Below are 23,834 nucleotides of genomic sequence, written 5' to 3'. Positions count from 1 at the left end.
TCCGCGTGGCAAGAGTGCGGTTGAGCGTGGCCGAGCGGCGCGAGGAGTTGCTCCGGGCCGCCATCGAGCAGATCGAGGCGCGGGGTGTGGCGGCGGTCAGGATCGCCGATGTGGCCGCCGTCCTCGGGGTGAGCAACGCGCTGGTGCTGTACCACTTCTCGACGAAGGAGAAGCTGGTCGCCGCCGCGTTCCGGTACGCGGCGGAGGCCGATCTCACGCACCTGGGCAAACTCCTCGGCCGCCGTTCCCCGGCGCTGCGCCGGCTGCGGTCGGCCGTGCGCTGGTACGCGCCGACCGGTCAGGCCAAGGGCTGGCGGCTGTGGATCGAGGGCTGGGCGGTGTCCCTGCGCGACCCGGCGCTGCGGGAGGTCGCCGGCGACCTGGACCGGCGCTGGAAGGCCGCGATCACCGAGGTCATCGCGGAGGGGGTGGCCGCGGGCGAGTTCGAGTGCCCCGACCCCGCCGGCACGGCACTGCGGCTCACGGCGCTGCTGGACGGGCTGGCCGTCCAGCTGACGGCGTACGACGGGGTGTCACGGACACGGGCCGAGCAGTGGGTGGACGCCGCGCTGGCCGGGGAACTGGGGCTTGAGCGGGCGGCGTTGACCGGCCCCAGGTGAGTGACCTGGTCGTCGACCCGGGGCTGCGCCCCCGGACCCCCGCTTCGGCCTGGACGGCCTCGTCCTCGAGCGCCGGACGGGCTGCGGGTGCCCGCCCGGCGCCGAGAAGTGCCGAAGCCCCGCAATCGACTCACGCGAACGACTCGCCTCAGGCGACCCAGTCGATGCGGCTCTTGATGTCGTCGGGTGACAGGTGCCCCTTGGCCGTCACGGTGTCCCCGGACGACTCGCCCCTCAGCCGCCGCCCGATCCACGGGACCAGGTACTCGCGGGCCCAGTGGACGTCGTCACGGCGGATCTCCAAGGTGCCCCGGGGAGGCAGCGGCGGCCACGGCTGGTCCGGGTCGGCCGGGATTTCGAGGCCGAGGATCTGCCCCGCGCGCAGCGCCACGCGCGTGTGGCCCTCCGCCGACAGATGGAGCCGGTCGCCGTCCCAGGCCCTGCGGTCCTGGATGGTCTTCAGGGACCACAGGTCGAGCACCGGACAGTTGTACCGGTCGGCGATGGCCCGCAGGTGTCCGTTGTACGTGGCGATCTTGCCGCGCATGTGCTTCAGGACGGGGACGTTGCGGGTGTCGAACCCGGTCGTCACCATGACCGTGCCGACCTCCGAGGTGAGGCCGATCACCGCCCGCTCGAACCGCTCGGCGACCTCGTCCGGGTCGCTGCCGGGCCGGATGATGTCGTTGCCGCCCGCGCAGAAGGAGACCAGGTCCGGCGCCTGCTCCCTGGCGAGGGGAAGCTGCTCGGCCACGATCTGGTCGAGCAGCCTCCCGCGTACCGCGAGGTTCGTGTAGTCGAAGTCGCCCTCGGGGCGCCGGTCTGCGAGCAGAACCGCGAAGCGGTCCGCCCAGCCGACGAACGCCCCGTCGGGGCCGGGGTCGCCGACGCCCTCGGTGAAGCTGTCCCCCACCGCCACGTACGACCCGATCACCGCTCTGCTGTCATTTTTCGAATCGTCTGCCACATCGGCCCATGATTCACCTTCCGATGTGAGCTACGCGACCGTAGGAAGGGGTTGACGCGCGGTGAGATAAGCCACTTGCCAAGTGTTGGTCAACCCGGAATAACGGGGACCCGCAGCTCACGGACACTGAAGTCGGTGATCCTGAAGTGGCTCCAGGTCGTACGGAAGGCAAAGTGCCCACTGGTGTACGGGTCCTGGTCGCTGTAGTCGAAGACGAGCCGCCCGTTGTTCCACCAGCGAACCGTGGATCCGGCCGAGACGATCCGAACCCGATGCCGTTGGTTCGCGACGAGCAGCGGCTCCGTGTAGTCGTAGACCAAGGGGCGCACTCCGGCCTCGCCGACGTAACGGCGCAGCCGGGTCGTGGTGTTGGTGTTGGCGCCGTAGCCGACGTAGTACGTCTTGAGGTAGTCGTACTCCGCGAGGGCGCCGCTGCGCGCGGTGGCGAACAGGTCGTCCGGGGAGCGTACGTCGACGGCGTTCCAGAAGTTGTTCAGGTCGGAGACCCGGTCGTGCGCCCCGCCCGCCGAGACCGGCGTCGCCGTGTACTCGATGACGTACGGACCGCGCAGCCCGCGCCTGAACCAGATGGTCGCGCCGCTGGGTACGTCGACCTCCAGGACACCTCGGACCGCCGTGACGCTGCCGCCGTCCTGGAGTTCGACGGCCCACTGGCCGAGGCCGTGCCGGAAGTCGTCGCGGGCGAGGAGGCGTCCGCACGTGGCGGCATCGGCGCGCGCGGCCGGGGCGAGCGCGGTGAGTGCCGCGCCCGCGGCCAGGGTTCCGAAGGCTCTGCGAGTGGTCGTCACGAGGCGGCTCCTTGTGAGGGGAAAGCGCTTGCGCGGATGGGGAGTTCACTATCACACCCGCACGCGCGGACATGAACACGCCGAAGGCCGGACCCCGGGATCGGGGTCCGGCCTTCGGTCGATGTGCTCGGTGAACAGCCTCGACTGACGTCCGTGCGGGAGGTGTGCGTCAGCCGACGGCAACACCCTTCGAGCGGAGGTAGCCGACCGGGTCGATGTCGGATCCGTAGTCCGGAGTGGTGCGGATCTCGAAGTGGAGGTGAGGTCCGGTCACGTTGCCCGTGGCACCGGAGAGACCGATCTGCTGACCCTCGCTCACGCTCTGGCCGGCCGAGACGGAGAGCTGGGAGAGGTGGGCGTACTGGGCGTAGTAGCCGTCGGCGAGCTGGATGACGACCTGGTTGCCGTACGCACCGCCCCAGCCCGCGGAGACGACGGTGCCGGCGCCGACCGCCTTGAGGGAGGTGCCGGTCGGGACGACGAAGTCGACGCCCGTGTGGTATCCGCTGGACCACATGCTGCCCGCCACGCGGTAACCGGTGCCGATGGTGGCGCCGGTCACGGGGAGGGTGAAGCCGCTGGAGCTGCTGGTGTCGGCGGCCTCGGTGGTCGTGGAGGTCTCGGCCGTCGCGCTCTCGGCGGCAGGCTTGGAATCCGTCTTCCGCGTGGACGTCGAGGAGGACGAGGGAGCCGCGGAGGACGAGGAGGTCGACGCGGCCTTCTTGCCGATCGTCAGCTTCAGACCGGGGTGGATCAGGCTCGGGTCGGCACCGATGGCGGTCCGGTTGTCCGAGTAGAGCTTCTGCCAGCCACCGCTGACGCTCTCCTCCTGGGCGATCTTCGAGAGATAGTCGCCGGCCCGGACCGCGTAGGTCCTGACGCTCGCCTTCTTCGCCGCGGCGGACTTTTCGGTCTTTGCCGTCTGCACGGAAACGGAATCGGCCGTTACGGACTTGGCCGTTTCCGAAAGCGACTGAACAGCCTGAGTCGTGGACTCCGCCGTGGCCGCGTGGGCGCCGGTGGCTCCCAGCAACGGCAGGGCGAGAGCCGCTCCGCCGGTTCCGGCGACGGCTATCGAGCGAGTGAATCGCTGGGACTTCGGACGGCGGTGCTTACCCTTCGCGGGCATGACGAATTCCTCTCCGTCGCCTGCGAGGTGAGCTGTCGGGTGCGGACTGGAGATGTCCGGCCACGCCTGAACGTGACTTAACCCCAAGCCTGTTCCAGAGACCGGAACAGGCGTTCTACCTGTGGGTCCCCCGCTCCTGCCGTACTCGGGTGTTCGATGCGGGCTCCGGGCGGCGGCAGGATTGGGCGTCCGTCCGGATTGGTGGCGAACGTAAGCGACCAAGACGCACGGAAACAAGCCTCAGGTTCCCTGTGTACGGGTTTCCTGTGATCCTCCCCGGAATTTCCGGTCACTGTCCGTGAATTCCGGATCTGTCAGCCCCTCGAACTTCCTTTAATCACGCCGAAATTACGTGAACATGACGGCGACACACCGTCACGAATATGACGCTGCTCACGCACCGGATTCACAGCAACCCCCATTTCCCGGCGAGTTGGAATTAAGGCGCTATAACGGACAGAAGCATCAGATGCGACGCAGTCGGAAAACTGCCGCATCAAGGTCACCCTTCAGCCCGGTTCGCAAGCCGCGATGCAGCAGCACCGCCCCTCTGTGAATTTCGCCCGTTTCGCGGCATTCGTACGTCGCCGACGGGTCGAGCCCGCGCAGCCGCAGCGCCGGAAGCGGCTCACCGTGGTGCTGCGCCTGGAGCCATGCGAGGACGACGGTCTCGTCCCCGAGCACGTACTGCACCGCGCTCAGTCCACCGGTCGGCCGCCGCAGCCGGTAGAGGTCGCCGCGCTGTACGACGGGCCGGATCTCCTTGTAGAGCCCCACCCACTCCCCGGCCTCGGTCAGCTCCTCCTCCGTCCACCGGGCGAGGTCGCCACCGACGCCGAGCACCCCGGCCATCGCACTGACGAACCGGAACCGCAGGGAGCTGATCCGGCCGTTGAGCTGGGTGTTCGGACTGTCCGTGACCCAGGCGGCCATGACCCGCGCCGGATGGATCTGGCTGAAACCCTCCTGGATGGCGAGGCGGTCCAGCGGGTCCGTATTGTCGGAGGTCCACACCTGGTCCGTACGGGCGAGGACACCCAGGTCGATCCGGCCACCGCCGCCGGAGCAGGACTCGAAGGCCACCCCGGGGTGGGCCGCCCGCAGCCGGTCCAGCAGGGCGTACAGCCCGTGCACGTGGTCGACCCACAGACGCTGGGGGTAGTCCTCGCCCGGCCAGCCGGCGTCGGTGAAGCAGCGGTTGAAGTCCCACTTCACGTAGTCGATCGGGGCGCTGGAGAGCAGCCCGTCGAGCTGCTGCCAGAGGTACTCGCGGACATCCTCACGGGCGAGGTTCAGGACGAGCTGGTTGCGGAACTCCGTCCGCTTCCGTCCCGGCTGGAACTGCACCCAGTCGGGGTGCGCGCGGTACAGGTCACTGTCGGGGTTGACCATCTCCGGCTCGACCCAGATGCCGAACCGCATACCGAGCGCGTGCACGTACTCGGCGAGCGGTCTGACACCCGCCGGGAAGCGGTCCGGGTTCGGCGTCCAGTCACCGAGACCGGCCCGGTCGCTGGTGCGGGCCCCGAACCAGCCGTCGTCCACGACGAACAGCTCGACACCGATCGCGGCGGCCCGCCGGGCCAGCGTCCCCTGCTGCTCCTCGGAGATGTCGAACTCCGTGGCCTCCCAGGAGTTGTAGAGCACGGGCCGGTCCCGGTCCGCGTCGGGGACGACGAAGGCGCGCTGGTACGTGTGCCACGCCCGGCTCGCCCCGCCGTGCCCGGAGTCGGTCCACAGCCCCGCGAAGACGGGCGTGGTGAAGGACTCGCCCGCCGCCAGCCGCAGCAGCCCCGAGTCGTCGTATCCGGCGCCGCCGGTGATCTGCACGCGCGCGTCGGGCAGTTGGGCGACGGCGATCCGCCAGGAGCCGGACCAGCCGAGCGCGCACGCGTACACCTCGCCGTGCTCCTCGGTCGCTTCGGTGTCGAGCGCCACCCAGGGCAGGTGCTGGTGCCCGGTGTGGCCGCGCCTGCTGCCGATGACCTTCTCACCGTAGGTGAGGTCCGTCCGCACTAGACGGGATTCGGCGGCCCACCGTCCATGGAGCTGGGAGAGGCGCCAGCCGTCGCGCTCGGGAAGCGTCCAGGTGGCGGAGTCCGCGCGGAGCAGCTCCAGCGGGCCGGCTCCCTCGGGCGCGTCATGGGCGAGGGTCACCCAGCGCTCCACCACGTCGTGGCGCATCCGGTAGTGGAGCGTGATCGACAGCCCCGCGTCACGGAACCGGAGCCGCAGTTCGTCGCCCTCGTCACCGCCCTCGGTCTCGTACGCCTCGAAGCGCCACTCGGTGCCCCGGCGCTCGTCGCTCCGCACGGACAGCGCGGGCCGCACGAAGCGGGGGCCGCCCTCGACCGGGTACTCCTCGTGACCGTCGAGCGGGGCCTCGAAGGGCCAGTAGTCAGGCAGCGGACGGACGGCGAGCGCCTCGGCGTCCGCGAGGGCGATCCTCGGGCCCCAGTGCAGATGGAGCAGCTCGTCGTCCTCGGTGAGGTGGACGGCGTAACTGCTCGTGGGCCCCGAGAGGAGCCAGGTACGACCGGTTCCGGCAATTTCCAGCATCATGTCCCCACAGATCCGAACAGGCACGCTCAAGCATCAACATCATCAGTGCCACGGCGGCCGACGGCAACGCCTGTGGAAAACTCATTGGCCTGCTCACCCATGTCGTATCGTCGAAGCGCGCCCGTCGACGAGCAGCGTCCGCGGGGCGGTGTGGGAGGGGAGCCCTCGTGACGCAGCAGGTCCCGTCGACCGAGCCCGAGCTGGGTGGCGTACGCAACTTCCGTGACGTGGGCGGGCTTCCGACGGTGGACGGTCGGCGCGTGGCGCACGGTCGGCTGTTCCGCAGTGGTCATCTCGCGCACGCGACCGACGAGGACGCGGTGTTTCTCGGTTCTCTCGGGCTGCACACGATCTTCGACTTCCGCAACGCGGCGGACATCAGGCTGGAGGGGCCGGACGTCGAGCTGCCGGGCGTGCGCAACGTGAACATCCCGCTGTCCGACCCGGCGCACGGCGCGGAGTTCTGGAAGATGGTCAGGGACGGCGATCTGGACGAACTGCGGAGCCTGCTGGCCGACGGCAAGGGCGAGCAGCGGATGATCAACTCCTACCGCGAGATCGTCAGGGACCGCACGGCCGAGCACTCCCGGATGCTCCACGCGCTGGCCGAGGACAGCGTCCCGGCCCTGATGCACTGTGCGGCCGGCAAGGACCGCGCGGGCCTGTCCGTCGCGGTGACCCTGCTCGCCGTCGGCGTGGAGCGCGATGCCATCGTGGCCGACTACATGGAGTCGAACGCACAGCACCGCCGCTACCAGGTGCGTCGAAACGGCTCCGAGGCCAAGGCTCACAGCCCCGAGGTCCTGGAACTCCTCAACCCGCTCTTCGGCACCCGCCCCGAGTATCTGACGGCGGCCATGGAGATGGTCGAGGAGACCTGGGGCGGCGTCGACGGCTACCTGGAACAGGGGCTGGGCGTCACCCCCGAGATGCGGGAGCGGCTGCGGGAGCGGTTCCTCGACTGACCGCCCTCTCCCCCTTCGCCTCTTCTTCCCCCCCCCGTCGCCCTCTACTGCTTCGCGCCCACCTCGAACAGCAGATAGATGAAGCCGGCGAAGAGGTGTCCGACCGCGATGTAGATGATCAGCCGGACCCACAGGGCCCGGGGGAACTTCTCCTCCATGTCCGTCATGGCGTCACTCCAGTGGTAGGGCCGATGCAGAGGCCGGCGGTGGGACTCTGCAGCAGGGTGTGGACGAAGAGCAGGTCGGTGCCGTCCCGGCCGTCGGCGGCGAGGCGGTGCGGGGTCAGCGAGTCGAAGTGCGCGCTGTCGCCGGACGCGAGGATGTGCGTGGTGTCCCCGAGGCTCAGCCGCAGCCGCCCCGTGAGGACGTACAGCCACTCCTCGCCGGGGTGGACGCGCACGATGTCGCCCTGCGCCCCGTGCGGCACGTGGACGCGCAGGGCCTGCATTCCGCGGCCGGACGCACCGGCCTGCCAGTAGGACCAGCCGCCCGCGGCTGTCGGTTCCATGTCCGCGGCACGCACGATGGCGTCCCGGTCGGCGACGGTCTCACCGAGGAGTTCGGAGACCGTCGTGCCGTAGATCCGGGCGAGCCCCAGCAGCATCGGCAGGGACGGCTGACGCTGCCCGGTCTCCAGTCGGGAGAGATGGGCCGGCGACAGCCCGGCGGCACTGGCCGCGGCCTCCAGGGTGAGGGAGGCCCGGCGGCGCAGCACACGCAGTCGCGGTGCGAGAATGGGTAGATCCTCGACCGACTCGGTGCCGGCCCCGGGCGTCCGCAGGGGTTCGGCGGGAAGGCTCATGCCTTCCATTCAGCCGCACCCTTGCCTCTGAGGCAAATTTCTTGCCCCAGAGGCAAAAAACGGGTCTACCGGTTGGCCACCGCCTGCTTGACCAGCGTCTTCCCGAAGTCCCACATCAGCCCGCTCCCGCTGTGCGCGTCGTCCATGACAGCGGTGAAGGCGTCCACGAACCGGTCCACCTCGCGCTCGCCGACGACCAGCGGCGGAATCAGCTTGATCACCTCCAGGTGATCGCCGGAGACCTGGGTGAGGATCCGGTGCCGTTGCAGCAGCGGTACGACGACCATCTGCGCGAAGAGCCCCTTGCGCGCGGCCTGCAGCATGGTCCAACGGCCGCGCAGCTTCAGCGACCTGGGTTTCCCGAACTCGATGCCGATCATCAGGCCCCGGCCGCGTACGTCGGCCAGCAGCTCGTACTTGTCGACAAGTGCCGCCAGTCGGGTCCTCAGCTGGTCCCCCGTGGCTCGGGCATTGGCGACGATCTGCTCGTTCTCCATGACCGACAGCACGGCGAGGCCCGCCGCCATGGCCTGGGCGTTGCCCCCGAAGCTGGCCGAGTGCACGAGGACGCGGTCGATCGAGGAGTAGACCTTCTTGAAGATCCACTCCTTGCCGATCGTGGCGCCCACGGGCACATATCCGCCGGACAGCGCCTTCGCCACGCACACCAGGTCGGGCTCGACCCCGTCCTCGTGCTGGTAGGCGTAGAAGTCGCCGGTCCGCCCGAGACCGGTCTGCACCTCGTCCGCGATGAGCAGTGCCTTGTGCCTGTGCAGCAACTCCTGGGCGGCGCGCAGGTATCCCGGGGGTGCCTCGTGCACGCCCTTGCCCTGGATCGGCTCGACGATCAGGGCGGCGACGTCGCCCTTCTTCAACTCCCTTGCCAGGGCGTCGAGATCGCCGAGAGGGACGGCCGTGTCGGGCAGCAGCGGGGTGAAGCCGTCCCGGAAGCCGTCCTCGCCGTTGACGGAGAGGGAGCCGGTGGTCAGGCCGTGGAAGGCGTGCGCGCAGTACAGGACGCGCGGCTTCCCGGTGGCGTACCGGGCGAACTTGAGCGCGGTCTCCACCGCCTCGGTGCCGCTGTTGCCGAAGAACACCCGGTCCAGGTGCGGACTGTGGGTGAGGAGCCGCTCCGCGAGCAGCCCGGGCAGCGGCTGGCAGTCGAAGCGGGTGAGGTCGGCGAGCTGCGCGTCGAGGACGTCGTGCAACGCCTTGCGGACGACGGGGTGGTGGCGGCCGAGGCCCATCACCCCGAACCCGGCGAGCATGTCGAGGTAGTCGTTGCCGTCCGCGTCCCAGAAGTACGCGCCCTCGGCCCGCTCGTAGACCTTGTCGAAGCCGATGGTGTGCAGCATGCGCGGAAGCTGGTGGTTGAGATGCCTGGTGTGCAGCTCGTAGCGTTCGGCGCCGCGCTCGGCGAGCAGCGCGCCGAGGTCGAACTCCCCCGCCGGGGAACCGGGTTCAGCGGTTGTCATTCCTGTTTCTCCTTGGATGTCCCGTTGGACTTCCCCTGGGGCAGCTCTTCCTTGGCGGCCAGCCCGGCGCCGATGCGTCCGGCGATCTCGACAGGTGTGAGACCGATGTCGGCGAGCAGCTCGCCGCGCTTGCCGTGTGCGAGGAACTGCTCCGGTATGCCGAACCGCCGTACGGGCACGTCGACTTCGGCGTCACCGAGTGCCAGCGCCACGGCTGCCCCGACCCCCGACGCACGGCTGTTGTCCTCGACGACGGCCACCATGCGGTGCTCGGCGGCCAGGCCCGGCAGTGCGGGGTCGACGGGCTTGACCCAACGCGGGTCCACGACCGTGCAGTTGATGCCGCGCGCCGCCAGAAGGCCGGCGGTCTGCAAGCACACCGGGGCCATCACCCCGACGGCCACCAGCAGCACGTCGGCGGCCTTCTCGGACCGGTGCAGCACATGCATGCCGCCCACATGGCCGACAGCCTCCATCGCCGGGCCCACCGACTCCTTGGGGAAACGGATCAACGTGGGGGCGTCGTCGACTGCCACCGCCTCCCGCAGCTGGGCGCGGAGCTGGTCGGCGTCGCGCGGTGCGGCGATTCTCAGGCCGGGCACGACCTGGAGGATGGACAGATCCCACATACCGTTGTGCGACGCCCCGTCGACTCCCGTGACGCCGGCACGGTCGAGCACGAACGTCACCCCGCACCGATGCAGTGCGACGTCCATCAGCAACTGGTCGAAGGCCCGGTTGAGGAAAGTGGCGTACACGGCGACGACCGGATGCAGACCGCCCGTCGCCAGTCCCGCGGCCGAGACGGCCGCGTGCTGCTCGGCGATCCCGACGTCCCACACCCGGTCCGGGAACCGCTCGGCGAACCTGCCCAGGCCCACGGGATGCAGCATGGCCGCCGTGATCGCGACGACGTCGTCCCGTTCCTCCCCGATCTTCACCATCTCGTCGCCGAACACCGAGGTCCAGGAGGGGCCGTTGGCGGGCGCGAGCGGCTCGCAGGTGAGCGGGTCCATCACTCCCACGGTGTGGAAATGGTCCTCCTCGTGCTCGCGCGCGGGCTCGTAACCGCGCCCCTTCTCCGTCAGACAGTGCACGAGCACGGGCCCGTGGAACCGCTTCGCGCGCCGCAGCGCGGACTCCACAGCCCCGATGTCGTGGCCGTCGATCGGGCCGACGTACTTCAGCCCCAGGTCCTCGAACATGCCCTGCGGGTTGAACGCGTCCTTGAACCCCTTCTTCGCGCCGTGCAGCGACTCGTAGAGGGTGTTGCCGATGACCGGTGTACGCAGCAGTACGTCCTTGCCCCAGGCCAGCACCTGCTCGTAGCTGTCCGTCGTGCGCAGGGTCGCGAGATGGTTGGCGAGGCCGCCGATGGTGGGCGAGTAGGAGCGTTCGTTGTCGTTGACGACGATGATCAGGGGTCGGTCCTTGGCCGCCGCGATGTTGTTGAGCGCCTCCCAGGCCATGCCGCCGGTGAGCGCTCCGTCACCGATGACCGCGACGACATGTCCCTTCTCGCCCTGCACCTGGCGGGCCTTGGCGAGCCCGTCGGCCCAGCCCAGCGCGGTGGACGCGTGGCTGTTCTCGATGACGTCGTGCTCGGACTCCGCACGCGAGGGATAGCCGGACAGTCCGCCCTTGCCGCGCAGCTTCGAGAAGTCCTGACGCCCTGTCAGGAGTTTGTGGACGTAGCTCTGATGCCCGGTGTCCCACAGGATGCGGTCGACCGGTGACTCGAAGACCCGATGGAGCGCGACGGTGAGTTCGACCACTCCCAGGTTGGGCCCGAGATGGCCGCCCGTCCTGGCCACCGCGTGCACCAGGAACTCCCGTATCTCGTCGGACAGTTCACCGAGTTCCGCCTCGGACAGCGCCTTCAGGTCGCGTGGTCCCCGGATGTTCTCCAGAATCGTCACGCTCGGGCCCCCTCTTCTTCCGTACTCGTCGACCCGTACTGTTCAGCTCACGGTGACCGCCGGTTCCCCCGACGCGACGCCGTCCTGCTCCATCTGTTCGGCGATCTTCATCGCCTCTTCGATCAGGGTCTCCACGATCTTCGACTCGGGCACGGTCTTGATGACCTCGCCCTTCACGAAGATCTGCCCCTTGCCGTTGCCGGAGGCGACCCCGAGGTCGGCCTCCCTCGCCTCACCCGGACCGTTGACGACGCAGCCCATGACCGCGACGCGCAACGGCACCTCCATGCCCTCCAACCCGGCCGTGACCTGGTCGGCGAGCTTGTAGACGTCGACCTGGGCCCGCCCGCAGGACGGACAGGACACGATCTCCAGCCGCCGTTGCCGCAGGTTCAGCGACTCCAGGATCTGGATGCCGACCTTGACCTCCTCGGCGGGCGGCGCGGACAGCGAGACCCGGATGGTGTCCCCGATGCCCTCGCTGAGCAACGCCCCGAAGGCGACAGCGGACTTGATGGTCCCCTGGAAGGCGGGGCCGGCCTCGGTGACGCCCAGGTGCAGCGGGTAGTCGCACCGTTCGGCGAGCAGCCGGTAGGCGTTGACCATGATCACCGGGTCGTTGTGCTTGACGGAGATCTTGATGTCCCGGAAGTCGTGCTCCTCGAAGAGCGACGCCTCCCACAACGCCGACTCCACGAGCGCCTCGGGCGTCGCCTTCCCGTACTTCTGGAGCAGCCTCCGGTCCAGCGAACCGGCGTTGACCCCGATCCGGATCGGCGTGCCGTGATCCCTGGCCGCCCGCGCGATCTCCCTCACCTTGTCGTCGAACTGCTTGATGTTGCCGGGATTGACGCGAACGGCCGCGCAGCCGGCCTCGATCGCGGCGAACACGTACTTCGGCTGGAAGTGGATGTCGGCGATCACCGGGATCTGCGACTTGCGCGCGATGGTCGCCAACGCGTCCGCGTCGTCCTGCGTGGGGCAGGCGACGCGGACGATCTGGCAGCCGGACGCGGTGAGTTCGGCGATCTGCTGAAGGGTGGCGCCGATGTCCGACGTACGCGTCGTCGTCATCGACTGCACCGACACCGGGGCTCCGCCCCCGACCGCCACCGGACCGACCTCGATGCGCCGGGAGACCCGGCGCTCGGCGATCGGACGGACCGGTACCTCGGGAACGCCCAAGGAGACGGCGGTCATGGCGTCACTCCCTGTTTCCGGCGACGGTCTCGCGCATGGCGCGCAGGGACTCCTTGAGGGACCCCATGGTGGCCATGACGGCCGTCGGCTCGTAGCCGCAGTGCGCCATGCAGTTGGCACACCGGTCGTCCTTGCCGCGGCCGTAGGAGTCCCAGTCGGTCTTCTCGATGAGGTCCTTGTACGTCGTCACGTACCCGTCGCTCATCAGATAGCAGGGTTTCTGCCAGCCGAACAGCGAGTAGTTCGGGATCGCCCACGCCGTGCACGGGAAGTCGACCTTGCCCTCCAGGAAGTCCAGGAAGAGCGGGGAGTGGTTGAGCCTCCAGCGCCGCCGGTTGCCCCCGCCGAAAGCTTTCTTGAACAGCTCGCGGGTCTGCTCGACACCGAGGAAGTGCTCCTGGTCGGGCGCCTTCTCGTAGGCGTAGGCGGGCGAGATCATCATCTCGTCGACCTGGAGGTCGTCGTTGAGGAAGTTGAGCACCTCGATGATGGTCTGGGGGGTGTCGGTGTTGAAGAAGGTCGAGTTGGTGGTGACCCGGAAACCGCGCCTCTTGGCCTCCTTGATGGCGGCCACGGCCTCGTCGAACACACCCTCCTTCGCCACGGACTCGTCGTGCCGCTCACGCAGGCCGTCGATGTGCACGGCGAACGCGAAGTACGGCGAGGGCGTGAACTTGTCCATCTTCTTGCGCAGCAGCATGGCGTTGGTGCAGAGGAAGACGTACTTCTTCTTCGCCACCAACTGCCGCACGATCTCGTCGATATGAGGGTGCATCAGGGGCTCGCCACCCGCGATGGACACCATCGGGGCCCCTGATTCGAGCACCGCCCCGACGGCCTGGGCGACCGGCATGCGCTGCTTGAGCACTCCGGCCGGGTGCTGGATCTTGCCGCAGCCCTCGCACTTGAGGTTGCAGGCGTAGAGCGGCTCGAGTTCGACGATCAGCGGGAACTTGTCCCGCTTGCGGACTTTCTGTTCAGCCAGATACGTAGCGATCTTGATGGTCTGGCGGAGCGGCATGGCCATCTGACTCACCTCCTGGGGAGCAGCAAGGAACGGTGCCATTCGACAAAAGCGGGAAGGACCGAACGAAGGACGCGGAAGGCCGATATTCCACCGCGAAGTGTGCCGATCCGGACGAGTTCATGTTCTGGAGCGTCCACGACCACCCGTACGGCCGCAACGGGGCGCACGCCCATGCGTACGGCGCTGTGGAGCGTGGCCGCCGACTCCATGTCGACCGCGATCGCGCCGGTCGCGAGCAGCTGTGACCGTTCGTGACCGCGCACGACGTGATCGGAGCCGGTGAGCGGGCCGGTGTGCACCGTCCGCCCGGGTACGGCGCGCACCAGTTCCTTGACGAGCAGTTCGGTGCCGACACAGGGCGTGGCGCCGCCCGGACCCCGGGTCTCCTCGGCGACCACCAGGTCACCGGGGTGCATACCGGGGGCGAGTCCCGCGCAGAATCCGGTGGCCAGCACGACGGCGTCGCGCAGCGCCGGGTCGGCGAGGGCGCGGGTGACGGCCGCGGAGGCCGCCTCGGGACCCATTCCCGTACGCAGCACGGTGACGGCCGCGTCGCCGCGCCCGCCCCGGCGCAGGGCGAACCGTTCGATGCCGAGCGCGCAGGCGATCAGCAGCGGGGTCGGCTCGGACTGACTGTCCATCAGCCCCCCTTGGTGTCGGCGAACCTGGCGTCGGCGAAGGGTTCTCCGTGGACGTATCGGCCGAGTGCGGTGAGCGGGAAGACCAGGCGGTAGAGGTGGTAGTTGATGGAGAAGTCCCAGGGGAAGCCGGTGCCGGTGAAGTACGGCTCGTCCCAGGAGCCGTCCGGCAGCTGGGTCGCGGCCAGCCACTCGACACCTCGCTCGACGGCCTTCGAGTCGTGCTCCCCCGCTGCCAGCAGGGCTAGCAGGGCCCAGGCCGTCTGGGACGGGGTCGAGGCGCCCCGGCCGCTCCAGCCCGCACTGTCCTGGTAGGAGCGCAGGTCCTCGCCCCAGCCGCCGTCGTCGTTCTGGACCTTCTCCAGCCAGCCCACCGCGCGCCGGATCGCCGGGTGCGCGGCCGACAGACCTGCGGCGGTCAGCGCGGGCACCACCGAGCCGGTGCCGTAGACGTAGTTGACGCCCCAGCGCCCGAACCACGCGCCGCCCGGCTCCTGTTCGGCGAGCAGCCACTCGATGCCGCGCCGGGTGCGCGGGTCGTGGGACATGCCCTCGACGGCGAGCATCTCCACGACATGCGCGGTGACGTCGGCGGACGGCGGGTCGATGACCTCACCGAAGTCGCAGAACGGCAGCTTGTTGGGGAGCGTGCTGGTGTTGTCGACGTCGAAGGCGCCCCAGGCGCCGTTCTTCGACTGCATACCGAGGTTCCAGCGCACCCCGCGTCCGATGGCCTTCTCGACCCGCTCCGGATCGTGGTGCCGGACCCGGCGCAGGGCCAGGACGACCTCGGCGGTGTCGTCGATGTCGGGGTAGTTGTCGTTGTGGAACTCGAACGCCCAGCCGCCCGGCGGCAGTTCGGGCCTGCGCACGGACCAGTCTCCGGGCCGCACCACCTGCTCGCCCAGCATCCAGTCGGCCGCCTTGACCAGTTGGGGGTGGTCGGCGGGCAGGCCCGCGTCGGCGAGGGCGATGACGGCGAGGCAGGTGTCCCACACCGGCGACTGGCAGGCCTCGATCATCCGGGCGCCGTCCTCACGCCATACCGTGAAGCGGTCCAGGGACTCCAACCCCGCCCGCATGACCGGGTGTTCGAGGTCGTAGCCGAGCAGGTGCAGGGCGATCACCGAGTAGACGGCGGGCGGCTGGATGCCTCCCCAGCAGCCGTCGTTCTCCTGGCGCTCGATGATCCAGCGGGCCGCGGCGTTCATGGCCGCCTTGCGCAGTCGGCGCACCGCGACCTTGCGGTAGCCGTGCAGAACCTTGTCGAGCCGCTGGAACGCGCCGTCCCAACTGGCCAGCGGGGCAAGGGACCTGCCCGGGTTCGGCAGGTCGGGGTCGGTGTGCAGTTCGTCCAGCGGGAAGGGCGCCGGGCGGACCGGGCGCTTCGCGCTGACGATGGTGAGCGGCACGATGGTCTGCCGGGCCCAGCAACCGAAGTCGTAGATGTTGAGCGGCATCCACTTCGGGAAGTAGATGAGTTCCGGCGGGAGTTCGGGGAGGTCGTCCCACTTCCACCAGCCGAACAGGGCCAGCCAGATCCGGGTGAAGACCCGGGCGGCGGCGATGCCACCCCGGTCGCGGATCCAGGCGGACGCTCTCGCCATGTGCGGCGCCTCGGGTGCGTCCCCGGCCAGCCGCAGGGCGACGTACGCCTCGACGGTGGCGGAGAGGTCGGCGGGTCCGCCGTGGAAGGTGGCCCAGGTGCCGTCTTCGCGCTGCTCGCCGCGGATGAACAACGCGGCCGCCTGGGTGGTCTGTTCGTCGCGGATGCCCAGGAACTGACGGAGCAGCAGGTCCTCGGCGTCCATCGAGACGTTGGTCTCCAGGTCGCCCTTCCACCAGCCCTGGGCGTCCTGCCGCGCGAGCAGGGAATCCGTGGCGCGCCTCATGGCACGCTCGGCGGCATCCTGAACCCCTGCCGCCACTGGGGTGTCGGTGTCGGTGTCGGTGTCGCTGGCCGAGGCAGCGCGAGGCGGGAGTGCCCCGGTGCTTCCGTCGGTCGTCGCTGTCATGGCTTCCCCTTCGTGCAGTGGCATGTCTCTGCTGATTGGGTCCGCCGTCGGCCGGTGCGCCACTGAACGCGACGCCGGCCGGCGACTACGCGAGGCTTATTCGACCGATAGTGATCATCTCTTTCGTACGACGACGAAGTCGGCGAGCGCCGTGAACTGCGCGCGCACCCGGTCGGGCATGTCGATGGTGCTCAGTGCGTCGACGGCGATGGTGTGCTGTCGGCGCGCCTCCTCGGCGGTCCACTCCCGGCCGCCCGCCTGCTCGATCAGGGCGGCGCGGGCGGCGAACTCCTCCTCGGAGAAGGTCTCGAAGTCGCTGCTCTTCGCGTCGGCGGCGAGGAGTTCACCGAGCCGCTCGGCGGCCGGGCCGCTCGCCGCGAGGGCGGCGACGACGGGCAGGGACTTCTTGCGCTGACGCAGATCGCTCCACGTCTGCTTGCCGGTGGCCTCCGGGTCGCCCCAGATGCCGAGAAGGTCGTCGACGGCCTGGAAGGCAAGGCCGAGGTGGTAGCCGTACTTCTCCAGGGTGTCCGCGGTGCGCTCGTCCGCGCCGCCGAGGACCGCGCCGATGGAGCTGGCGCAGGCGAGCAGGGCACCGGTCTTGTTGCCCTCCATCTCCAGGCACTCCTCGACGCTCACGCGGTCGCGGTGTTCGTAGGAGATGTCCTGCGCCTGGCCGTCGATGAGAGCGCGGGTCGCGGTGGTCAGCCGGCGGGTGGCGCGGCCGGCCTCGGCGGTGCCGAGTTCCAGGAGGATCTCGTTGGCGAGCGCGAACAGGGCGTCGCCGACCAGGATGGCCTGGGCGGGACCGTGCACCTTCCAGACGGTGTCGCGGTGGCGGCGCTGTTCGTCGCCGTCCATCAGGTCGTCGTGCAGCAGCGAGAAGTTGTGCACGAGTTCGACGGCGACCGCGCCGGGGATGCCGACCTCGGGTCCGGCGCCGGTGACCTCGGCGGACAGCACGGCGAGCGCGGGACGTACTGCCTTGCCGCCGTCGCCGTCGGCGGGCCTGCCCTGGGCGTCGATCCAGCCGAAGTGGTAGGCGGAGACGGTGTCCATGGGTGCCGCGAGACGGTTGATCGCCGCCCGCAGTACCGGGGTGGCCAGGGTCCGGCCGCGCTCCAGAAGCACGGTCACATCCACGGCGTCGGCGGCTTTCGGGGCCGGGGGCACAGTGGGCACAGTCTCTCCTCTTGTTGCGGTGCTGGTCGTGCGGGGACCTGCCGTGTGCCGATGGTCGAGCATCAGGCCGCCTCCTCGACGTCGAAGAGATGGTGGCGGGGCCGGCCCAGGGCACTCAGCGCGGCACCTGCCGCACCGACTCCGCTGCGGACCGCACTCTCCATGGTCGCGGGCCACCCGGTGGCGGTCCACGAGCCGGCCAGGTAGAGGCCGGGGGCGTTGGTGCGGGCGCCGGGCCGCAGCCGACCGACGCCTGGGGTGGGGGCGAACGTCGCTGTCCGCTCCCGGGTGACGAAGAAGTCCCGTACTCCGGCGCCTCGCGCGCGGGGCAACAGCCGCTCCAGCTCCGGCAGATACCGCTCGCGCAGTGCCGCCACGGGCTCGTCGATCTCGTCGTGCACGGCCGACTGCGACAGCGCCAGATACTGGCCCTCGCCACCGAGCCCGGACGCCTCGGTCCGGTCGAAGACCCACTGCACCGGGCTGCCGAGCGCCGCGACGAACGGCGTGTTCAGCACTTTCCGGTCGTACACCACATGCACGTTGAGGATGGGCGCGGTGCCGATCTCCAGCAGCCGTTCGGGGGCGTCCAGCGCGCCCTCAGGCAGCAGATCGTGGGCCTCGCGCTGGGCCACGGCGAGCACGACGGCGTCCACGTCGAGGGTCTCGCCGGGAACCGATACGGTCCAGCGGCCGTTCTCGTTGTGTCGGACGGAGGTGACGCGTGTACGGACTTCGGTACGCACGCCCGCGGAGTCGAGCGCCTTGCGGGCCAGAGTGTCGTGCAGTTCGCCCAGCGGGACACGCGCCCAGCCGATGTCGGCCGCGCCCGGGTCGGACAGCAGACCGGTCTTGAACACCATCGCGGCGAGCCCCAGGGACGAGTCCCCGGCCACCGCGTTGAGGGTGGCGACCCCCACCAGGTCCCACAGTGCCTCGACGGCACGCTCGGACTGACCGTGCGCGGCCAGCCAGCTGCCGAAGTTCTGCGCGTCCAGCGCGGGGTCGGCGAGGTCCAGCGCCTTGAGCGCGAGCGCGGCGCGTCCCACTGAGGCGCGCTCGGCGAGCGAGAGATGCGGATAGGTGGCCAGGCTGCGCCCGAGATGCAGGGGCACGGGCAGCGCGTCGCGCCGGAGTCTGCCCAGGCGCCGTCCGGCCGGCTTCGCCACGTCGACGACGGGTACGTCGAGACGGGCCTGCACCGGAGCGAGCTCCGCGCCGTCGATGCGGTCGAGGAACCAGCGGTAGGCGGTGCAGCAACGCAGGTACACGTGCTGGCCGTTGTCGACGGTCAGTCCGTCGCGCTGGAAGGAGAAGGCGAGGCCGCCGAGGCGAGGCCGGCCTTCGAGCAGCGTGACTCGGACACCGGCGTCGGCGAGCGAGAGCGCCGCGGTGATGCCGGCCAGCCCGCCGCCGACCACCACGGCGCTCTTCTCACCGCGGTGTCCCGGACGTTCTCCGGGCTGCGTACCCTCGCTCATCGCGTGCTCCCCCCTGCGCACCCGTCGCGCCGGACGAACGCCGCGCGGCAGGCCGTTGAAGTCAGGGACGCCGTCCTTGACCGGAGGGTTGCGCGCCGTTTCGTCGCGGGCGCGTCGCCTTGCACCGAAGCGTCCATCAGGCCCGCCTCCTGACGGTCCGCCGGGAGACGTGCCGGGCGTCCAGGCCGGACAGGCCGCGCACCGCGACGTACGCCTTCTCGCGTCCGGGCAGGGAGACCCGGCCGCGCAGCACGGCCTCCGGCTCGCGCTCGATGCGGTCGAGGAGCCGTCGGTAGATACCGGCCATGGCGGCGACGCAGGCGCCGCTGCGCCGGTCGAGCATGGGCAGCAGGCGGTAGCCCTCGGCGAACAGGGTGCGGGCGCGCCGTACCTCGAAGTGGACGAGGCCCGCGAAGTCGGAGCCCTCCGGCGGGTTCGGACCGTTGAACCCGGCCGAGCAGCCGAACTTGGCGAGGTCGTCGGCGGGCAGATAGGTGCGCCCGCTGTCGGCGTCCTCGCGGATGTCCCGCAGGATGTTGGTGAGCTGGAGGGCGAGCCCCAGCGTGTCGGCGTACTCGAAGGCGCGTTCCGAACCGCGCGCGCCCCGTTCCGTGCCGAACACACCCAGGGACAGCCGCCCGATGGCCCCGGCCACACAGCGGCAGTAGACCTTCAGGTCGTCCCAGGTCTCGTACGTCTCGCCGTGGACGTCCATCACGACGCCGTCGATGAGTTCGTCGAGGCCGCCCAGCGGGATCGGGAACTGTGTCCCCGCGTGGCTGAGGGCGACCGCGACCGGGTCTGTGTCGTCCTCGTCGACCCCGCCCTCGCGCACCCGGGCGAGCAGTGCTCTGGTGTCCTCCAGCCGGGCGGCCTTGACCTCGGGGGCCAGCGGGCCGTCACCGATGTCGTCGACGCGGCGCGAGAACGCGTACAGGGCCGACATCGCGCGCCGCTTCGACGTCGGCAACAGTCTGATGCCGTACGCGAAGTTGCGGGCCTGCTGCCCGGTGATGGACTCGCAGTAGCTGTAGGCGGCGAGTACCGGTGCGGACACGTGTGGTTCCGACTCCACGCTCCGGATCACCCCTCTCCTCGCAGGGTTGTGCCCACCTCGCGCAGCAGCTGGATCCTGCCGGGCTTGGGCGGGCCGGGAAGTACGTCGTATTCGGCGGCGGCGATCGCCTGGATCGCCGCCTTTCCCCCCGCCACGAAACCCGCGAGCAGCAACTTCAGCCTGCCGTGGACGCTACCCACGAGGGGGGTGCCTTCATTCAGCAGGCGGCGCGCGCGTTCCGCTTCGTATGCGATCAGCGCGCGCACCGATGCTCCCGCGGTGGGGGCTGCGAGGTCCGTCTCCTGGACATGGAAGCGCTTCATGTCCTGGGCGGGCAGATAGATCCGGTCGCGGCCGAGGTCCTCGGCGACGTCCTGGAGATGCTCGACGATCTGGAGGGCGGTGCACACGGCGTCGGAGTGACGGATCCGCTCGGGCGTCGCGGTGCCGGTGACGGCGAGGACGAGGCGGCCGACGGGATTGGCGGACAGCTCGCAGTACGAGAGGAGGTCCTCGTACGTCTCGTACCGCTTGACCAGCTGGTCCTGGCGGTTGGCGGCGATCAGGCCGAGGAACGGCTCGGGGGTGAGCGAACGGGATCGGACGGTCGGCCGCAGCCGGCGCAGCAGGGGGTGGCGCGGGGTCCCGTCGAAGACCCTGCGCAGGTCGGCCTCGAACGCGTCGAGGAGGACGAGCCGGTCATCGGCCTCCGCGGGGGCGACGCCCAGCAGGCGGGCGTCGGCGCCGCCCGGAGCCAGGTCGCCGTCACCGATGTCGTCGACCAGGCGGGCGAAGCCGTAGACGGCCATGAGGTCGGTGCGCCAGGCCCGGGGCAGGAAGAACGGTGCCACGGGGAAGTTCTCGTGCGCGGCCTTGTCGAGTGTGCCGCGCGCCGGATCGTCGGTCCGCGTGGGGCCGGTTGCCGTCACCGTTCGCTGCCCGGGGCGGGGACGGCGCACGCTGTGGGGAGCTGGGGAGTTTCCGTAGCCATCGCCGTCACATCTCCCGTTCTACACTGCGGACCCAATGGGCACTATTTCGGACACGCCGCCCAGCCGTCCACGCGGCGGTCGATGTCGGGTGTCGCGTGTTATCGCCCCACTTGCCGCGATTCAGCACTGGTACAGCTTACGTTGTACAACGCGCCATGGTCCGTCGGGGTGTCCCGCGCATCACAAGAACGCACCGATTGGCGTCAAGATTCCTAGGACGCCCCGGAGTTGACGTTTCCTTTGCAGACGCGGGGCCCCGCCGGAACAGTTCCGGCGGGGCCCCGACTCGCCCGGCGACACGCCGGTGTACCGCCCGGCTACTTGCCGGTGAACTTCTCGTACTCCTTGAGGACCTCGTCCGTGGGCCCGTCCATACGCAGTTCGCCGCGTTCCAGCCACAGGACTCGGTCGCAGGTGTCACGGATGGACTTGTTGTTGTGACTGACGAGGAACACCGTGCCGGCGTGCTTGCGCAGCTCGCGGATCCGGTCCTCTGAGCGTTTCTGGAAGGACCGGTCGCCGGTGGCCAGGGCCTCGTCGATCATCAGTACGTCATGGTCCTTGGCGGCGGCGATGGAGAACCGCAGCCGCGCCGCCATACCGGAGGAGTAGGTGCGCATCGGCAGGGTGATGAAGTCGCCCTTCTCGTTGATGCCGGAGAAGTCGACGATCTGCTGGTAGCGCTCCTTGATCTCCTCGCGGGACATACCCATCGCGAGGCCGCCCAATATGACGTTCCGTTCGCCCGTGAGGTCGTTCATCAGGGCGGCGTTGACGCCGAGGAGGGAGGGCTGCCCGTCCGTGTACACATGGCCGCTCTCGGCGGGGAGCAGACCGGCGATGGCGCGCAGCAGGGTCGACTTGCCGGAGCCGTTGGAGCCGATCAGACCGACGGCCTCACCCCGGTAGGAGACGAACGAGACGCCCCGTACGGCGTGCACCTTGCGCACGCCCGGCGAGTCGCCTCGCTTGATGATGCGGCTGAGGGCCGAGGTGGCGCTGCCCTTGCCCGTCTTGGCGCCGTTGACGCGGTAGACGATGTGGAGCTCGTCCGCGATGACAGTGGGGATCTTGTCCCCGGGAATCGGGTCAGCCACGGCCGTACCTCTCCTCCGACTGCCAGAAGTACACGAATCCGCCGGCGGCGAAGAGCGCGGCCCAGGCGCCGGCGACCGCCCAGACGTGCGGCGGGAGGTTCTCCGGGCCGTAGCCGTCGATGAGCGCGAAGCGCATCAGGTCCATGTAGATGGCGGCCGGGTTCCACTGGAGGGCGTCGGCGACCCACTTGGGTTTGTCGGCGAGCATGACCGGGATGGAGAACATCACGCCGGACGCGTACATCCACGTCCGCATCACGAACGGCATCAGCTGGGCGAGGTCGGGAGTCGCCGAGCCCCACCGGGCCATGATCAGCGCGAGGCCGGTGTTGAACAGGAACTGGAGTGCCAGCGCCGGGACGATCAGCAGCCAGGACGCCTTGGGGTAGCTGCCGAAGCCGATCGACACCACGAACAGGACGAGCATCGAGAAGAGCAGCTGCTGGAGCTGCTGCAGCGCGAAGGAGACCGGCAGGGCGGCGCGCGGGAAGTGCAGGGCGCGCACCAGACCGAGGTTCCCGGAGATCGCGCGGACGCCCGCCATCACCGAGCTCTGCGTGAAGGTGAACACGAAGACGCCCGTGACGAGGAAGGGGATGTACACCTCGCGGGGCATGCCTCGGTCGGCTTTGAGGATCACGCCGAAGATGAAGAAGTACACGGCCGCGTTCAGCAGCGGTGTGGCCACCTGCCACAGCTGGCCGAGTTTCGCCTGGCTGTACTGGGCGGTCAGTTTCGCCTGCGAGAAGGCCAGGATGAAGTGACGCCGTCCCCAGAGCTGGCGGACGTACTCGACGAGTCGGGGGCGGGCGCCGCTCACGGCGAGCCCGTACTTCGCGGCGAGTTCGGCCGCGGAGAGGCCGTCGTCGGGTGACGGTCGGTCGCTCACCGCGACACCGCCGTCATGCGTTGTCTCACTCACAAATGGAAACTTTCGTCTTCAATATGCGCAGCTGAACGGGGCAGAGCGCGGGCCGGGTCCATGGATCCGGCCGGCCCGCGGGGCTCTCATGGAGAGCTTGTCAGATCACTGGGGGGCGGCCCAGTCGGGTCAGCCGCCACACCGTACGCCACCGGATGGGCCGGCGGGGTCCGCACGGGGTGGTCAGCCCCTCCTTGAACCCGCCCCACCAGGCTCTGAGCGCCGGGCGGGAGGGTCGGCGGAGAAGTGTGAGGAGCAGCCAGTCCCCCAGGTAGACCGGCACCAGGGGGGCGGGGAGGTTACGGCGGGCCAGCCAGACGCGGTTGCGGGCGACCATGCGGTGGTAGACCGCGTGCCGCGAGGGCGCGGTCGCCGGGTGGTAGAGCAGCATGTCGGCCCGGTAGTCGATCATCCAGCCCGCGTCGAGGGCCCGCCAGGCGAGGTCGGTCTCCTCGTGGGCGTAGAAGAACTCCTCGGGGAGGATGCCCACTTGGGCGAAGACCTTCGTACGGACGGCGTTGGCGCCGCCGAGGAAGCTGGTGACGCGGGAGCTGCGCATCGGGTCCGTGGTTCCCGGGCGGGGCACGTGGCGGCGCTGGGTGAGGCCGGTGTCGGGGTCGGCGATGCGGAAGCTGATGATGCCCAGGCGGGGGTCGGCGGTGAAGGCGAGGCGGCACAGTTCGGCGGTGTCCTGGTGGCCGAGGAGGCCGTCGTCGTCCAGGAACATCAGGATGTCGACGTCGCGGCCGGCCGGTCCGAACGCCTCGATGCCGACGTTGCGTCCGCCGGGGATGCCGAGGTTCTCGGGCAGCTCGATGCTCCGTACGCCCTCGGGGAGGTTCGGGACGGGCGAGCCGTTGCCGACCACGACGATCTGGACCGGGTCGCCCTCCTGTTTGGCGATCGAGTCGACGAGGGCGCGCAGTTCGTCGGGGCGGTTGCCCATGGTGATGATCACCGCGCCGACTCTCATCC

At 69.7% G+C, this 23,834-nt stretch carries 22 protein-coding genes and 1 riboswitch; of the genes, 2 read left to right on the top strand and 20 right to left on the bottom strand.

Going from position 1 to position 23,834, the window contains the following annotated elements; translation table 11 throughout:
• The first annotated feature begins 5 nt into the window (after window positions 1-5).
• Window positions 6-620 (top strand): TetR/AcrR family transcriptional regulator, encoded by a 615-nt coding sequence (locus tag PV734_RS18625; RefSeq protein ID WP_319091189.1) that lies wholly within the window; start codon window positions 6-8, stop codon window positions 618-620.
• Between the two features lie 148 nt (window positions 621-768).
• On the opposite strand, the gene PV734_RS18620 is transcribed toward PV734_RS18625, so the two are convergent.
• The 4 genes from PV734_RS18620 to PV734_RS18605 form a co-directional block, all read right to left on the bottom strand.
• Complete coding sequence (locus tag PV734_RS18620) at window positions 769-1,554, bottom strand: SGNH/GDSL hydrolase family protein (protein WP_319290532.1); 786 nt, start codon at window positions 1,552-1,554, stop codon at window positions 769-771.
• A 122-nt stretch (window positions 1,555-1,676) separates the two neighbouring features.
• Window positions 1,677-2,396: a DUF6250 domain-containing protein gene (locus tag PV734_RS18615; RefSeq protein WP_319091190.1), complete on the bottom strand. Its 720-nt coding sequence runs from the start codon at window positions 2,394-2,396 to the stop codon at window positions 1,677-1,679.
• Window positions 2,397-2,565: 169 nt separating this feature from the next.
• Window positions 2,566-3,525, bottom strand: coding sequence for a LysM peptidoglycan-binding domain-containing M23 family metallopeptidase (locus tag PV734_RS18610; RefSeq protein WP_319091191.1), 960 nt, complete (start codon window positions 3,523-3,525; stop codon window positions 2,566-2,568).
• A gap of 4 nt (window positions 3,526-3,529) precedes the next feature.
• A riboswitch (cyclic di-AMP (ydaO/yuaA leader) is annotated at window positions 3,530-3,687 on the bottom strand.
• 303 nt (window positions 3,688-3,990) lie between these two features.
• Window positions 3,991-6,084: an alpha-galactosidase gene (locus PV734_RS18605; protein ID WP_319290530.1), complete on the bottom strand. Its 2,094-nt coding sequence runs from the start codon at window positions 6,082-6,084 to the stop codon at window positions 3,991-3,993.
• Window positions 6,085-6,254: 170 nt separating this feature from the next.
• Here PV734_RS18605 and PV734_RS18600 point away from each other — a divergent pair, with 170 nt between their 5' ends.
• A complete protein-coding gene (locus PV734_RS18600) occupies window positions 6,255-7,052 on the top strand; it encodes a tyrosine-protein phosphatase (protein ID WP_319091192.1) in 798 nt (265 codons plus the stop codon).
• A gap of 44 nt (window positions 7,053-7,096) precedes the next feature.
• Here the strand turns inward: PV734_RS18600 and PV734_RS18595 are convergent, their stop codons facing one another.
• The 16 genes from PV734_RS18595 to PV734_RS18525 all read right to left on the bottom strand — a co-directional run bounded on the left by PV734_RS18595 (window position 7,097) and on the right by PV734_RS18525 (window position 23,832).
• Complete coding sequence (locus PV734_RS18595) at window positions 7,097-7,219, bottom strand: DUF6126 family protein (protein WP_006377565.1); 123 nt, start codon at window positions 7,217-7,219, stop codon at window positions 7,097-7,099.
• Window positions 7,216-7,854, bottom strand: a complete 639-nt coding sequence (locus PV734_RS18590) for an XRE family transcriptional regulator (RefSeq protein ID WP_319091193.1) — start codon at window positions 7,852-7,854, stop codon at window positions 7,216-7,218. The genes PV734_RS18595 and PV734_RS18590 overlap by 4 nt, the downstream gene beginning before the upstream one ends.
• Window positions 7,855-7,919: 65 nt before the next feature.
• Complete coding sequence (locus tag PV734_RS18585; protein WP_319290367.1) at window positions 7,920-9,329, bottom strand: aspartate aminotransferase family protein; 1,410 nt, start codon at window positions 9,327-9,329, stop codon at window positions 7,920-7,922.
• Complete coding sequence (dxs, locus tag PV734_RS18580; RefSeq protein WP_319290365.1) at window positions 9,326-11,248, bottom strand: 1-deoxy-D-xylulose-5-phosphate synthase; 1,923 nt, start codon at window positions 11,246-11,248, stop codon at window positions 9,326-9,328. Before dxs ends, PV734_RS18585 begins: the two co-directional genes overlap by 4 nt.
• Window positions 11,249-11,290: 42 nt before the next feature.
• Window positions 11,291-12,448, bottom strand: a complete 1,158-nt coding sequence (gene ispG, locus PV734_RS18575) for a flavodoxin-dependent (E)-4-hydroxy-3-methylbut-2-enyl-diphosphate synthase (protein WP_319290363.1) — start codon at window positions 12,446-12,448, stop codon at window positions 11,291-11,293.
• Window positions 12,449-12,452: 4 nt separating this feature from the next.
• Window positions 12,453-13,475, bottom strand: a complete 1,023-nt coding sequence (hpnH, locus tag PV734_RS18570) for an adenosyl-hopene transferase HpnH (RefSeq protein WP_319290361.1) — start codon at window positions 13,473-13,475, stop codon at window positions 12,453-12,455.
• Window positions 13,476-13,480: 5 nt separating this feature from the next.
• On the bottom strand, window positions 13,481-14,116 hold the full coding sequence (locus PV734_RS18565; protein WP_319290359.1) for a 1-hydroxy-2-methyl-2-butenyl 4-diphosphate reductase: 636 nt from the start codon (window positions 14,114-14,116) through the stop codon (window positions 13,481-13,483).
• Entirely contained in the window at window positions 14,116-16,128 is a 2,013-nt protein-coding gene (shc, locus tag PV734_RS18560; RefSeq protein ID WP_319091199.1) for a squalene--hopene cyclase, read from the bottom strand. Before shc ends, PV734_RS18565 begins: the two co-directional genes overlap by 1 nt.
• Window positions 16,129-16,242: 114 nt before the next feature.
• A complete protein-coding gene (locus PV734_RS18555; protein WP_319091200.1) occupies window positions 16,243-17,310 on the bottom strand; it encodes a polyprenyl synthetase family protein in 1,068 nt (355 codons plus the stop codon).
• 62 nt (window positions 17,311-17,372) lie between these two features.
• A complete protein-coding gene (gene hpnE, locus PV734_RS18550; RefSeq protein ID WP_319290357.1) occupies window positions 17,373-18,791 on the bottom strand; it encodes a hydroxysqualene dehydroxylase HpnE in 1,419 nt (472 codons plus the stop codon).
• Window positions 18,788-18,928 (bottom strand): DUF6380 family protein, encoded by a 141-nt coding sequence (locus tag PV734_RS45825; RefSeq protein WP_415924224.1) that lies wholly within the window; start codon window positions 18,926-18,928, stop codon window positions 18,788-18,790. Before PV734_RS45825 ends, hpnE begins: the two co-directional genes overlap by 4 nt.
• Window positions 18,928-19,878 (bottom strand): presqualene diphosphate synthase HpnD, encoded by a 951-nt coding sequence (gene hpnD / locus PV734_RS18545; protein ID WP_319091202.1) that lies wholly within the window; start codon window positions 19,876-19,878, stop codon window positions 18,928-18,930. The genes PV734_RS45825 and hpnD overlap by 1 nt, the downstream gene beginning before the upstream one ends.
• Entirely contained in the window at window positions 19,875-20,777 is a 903-nt protein-coding gene (hpnC, locus tag PV734_RS18540; RefSeq protein ID WP_319290355.1) for a squalene synthase HpnC, read from the bottom strand. Before hpnC ends, hpnD begins: the two co-directional genes overlap by 4 nt.
• 380 nt (window positions 20,778-21,157) lie before the next feature.
• Complete coding sequence (locus PV734_RS18535; RefSeq protein WP_319091204.1) at window positions 21,158-21,937, bottom strand: ABC transporter ATP-binding protein; 780 nt, start codon at window positions 21,935-21,937, stop codon at window positions 21,158-21,160.
• Window positions 21,930-22,859, bottom strand: a complete 930-nt coding sequence (locus PV734_RS18530; RefSeq protein WP_319091205.1) for an ABC transporter permease — start codon at window positions 22,857-22,859, stop codon at window positions 21,930-21,932. The genes PV734_RS18535 and PV734_RS18530 overlap by 8 nt, the downstream gene beginning before the upstream one ends.
• A 100-nt stretch (window positions 22,860-22,959) precedes the next feature.
• Window positions 22,960-23,832: a glycosyltransferase family 2 protein gene (locus tag PV734_RS18525; protein ID WP_415924228.1), complete on the bottom strand. Its 873-nt coding sequence runs from the start codon at window positions 23,830-23,832 to the stop codon at window positions 22,960-22,962.
• Window positions 23,833-23,834: the final 2 nt, after the last annotated feature.

It is taken from the genome of Streptomyces sp. AK08-02 (genome assembly GCF_033795085.1).
In the GTDB taxonomy this organism is placed as follows: domain Bacteria; phylum Actinomycetota; class Actinomycetes; order Streptomycetales; family Streptomycetaceae; genus Streptomyces; species Streptomyces echiniscabiei.
Note: the sequence above shows the minus strand (reverse complement) of the source record. Positions and strands in the feature narration are given on the sequence as shown.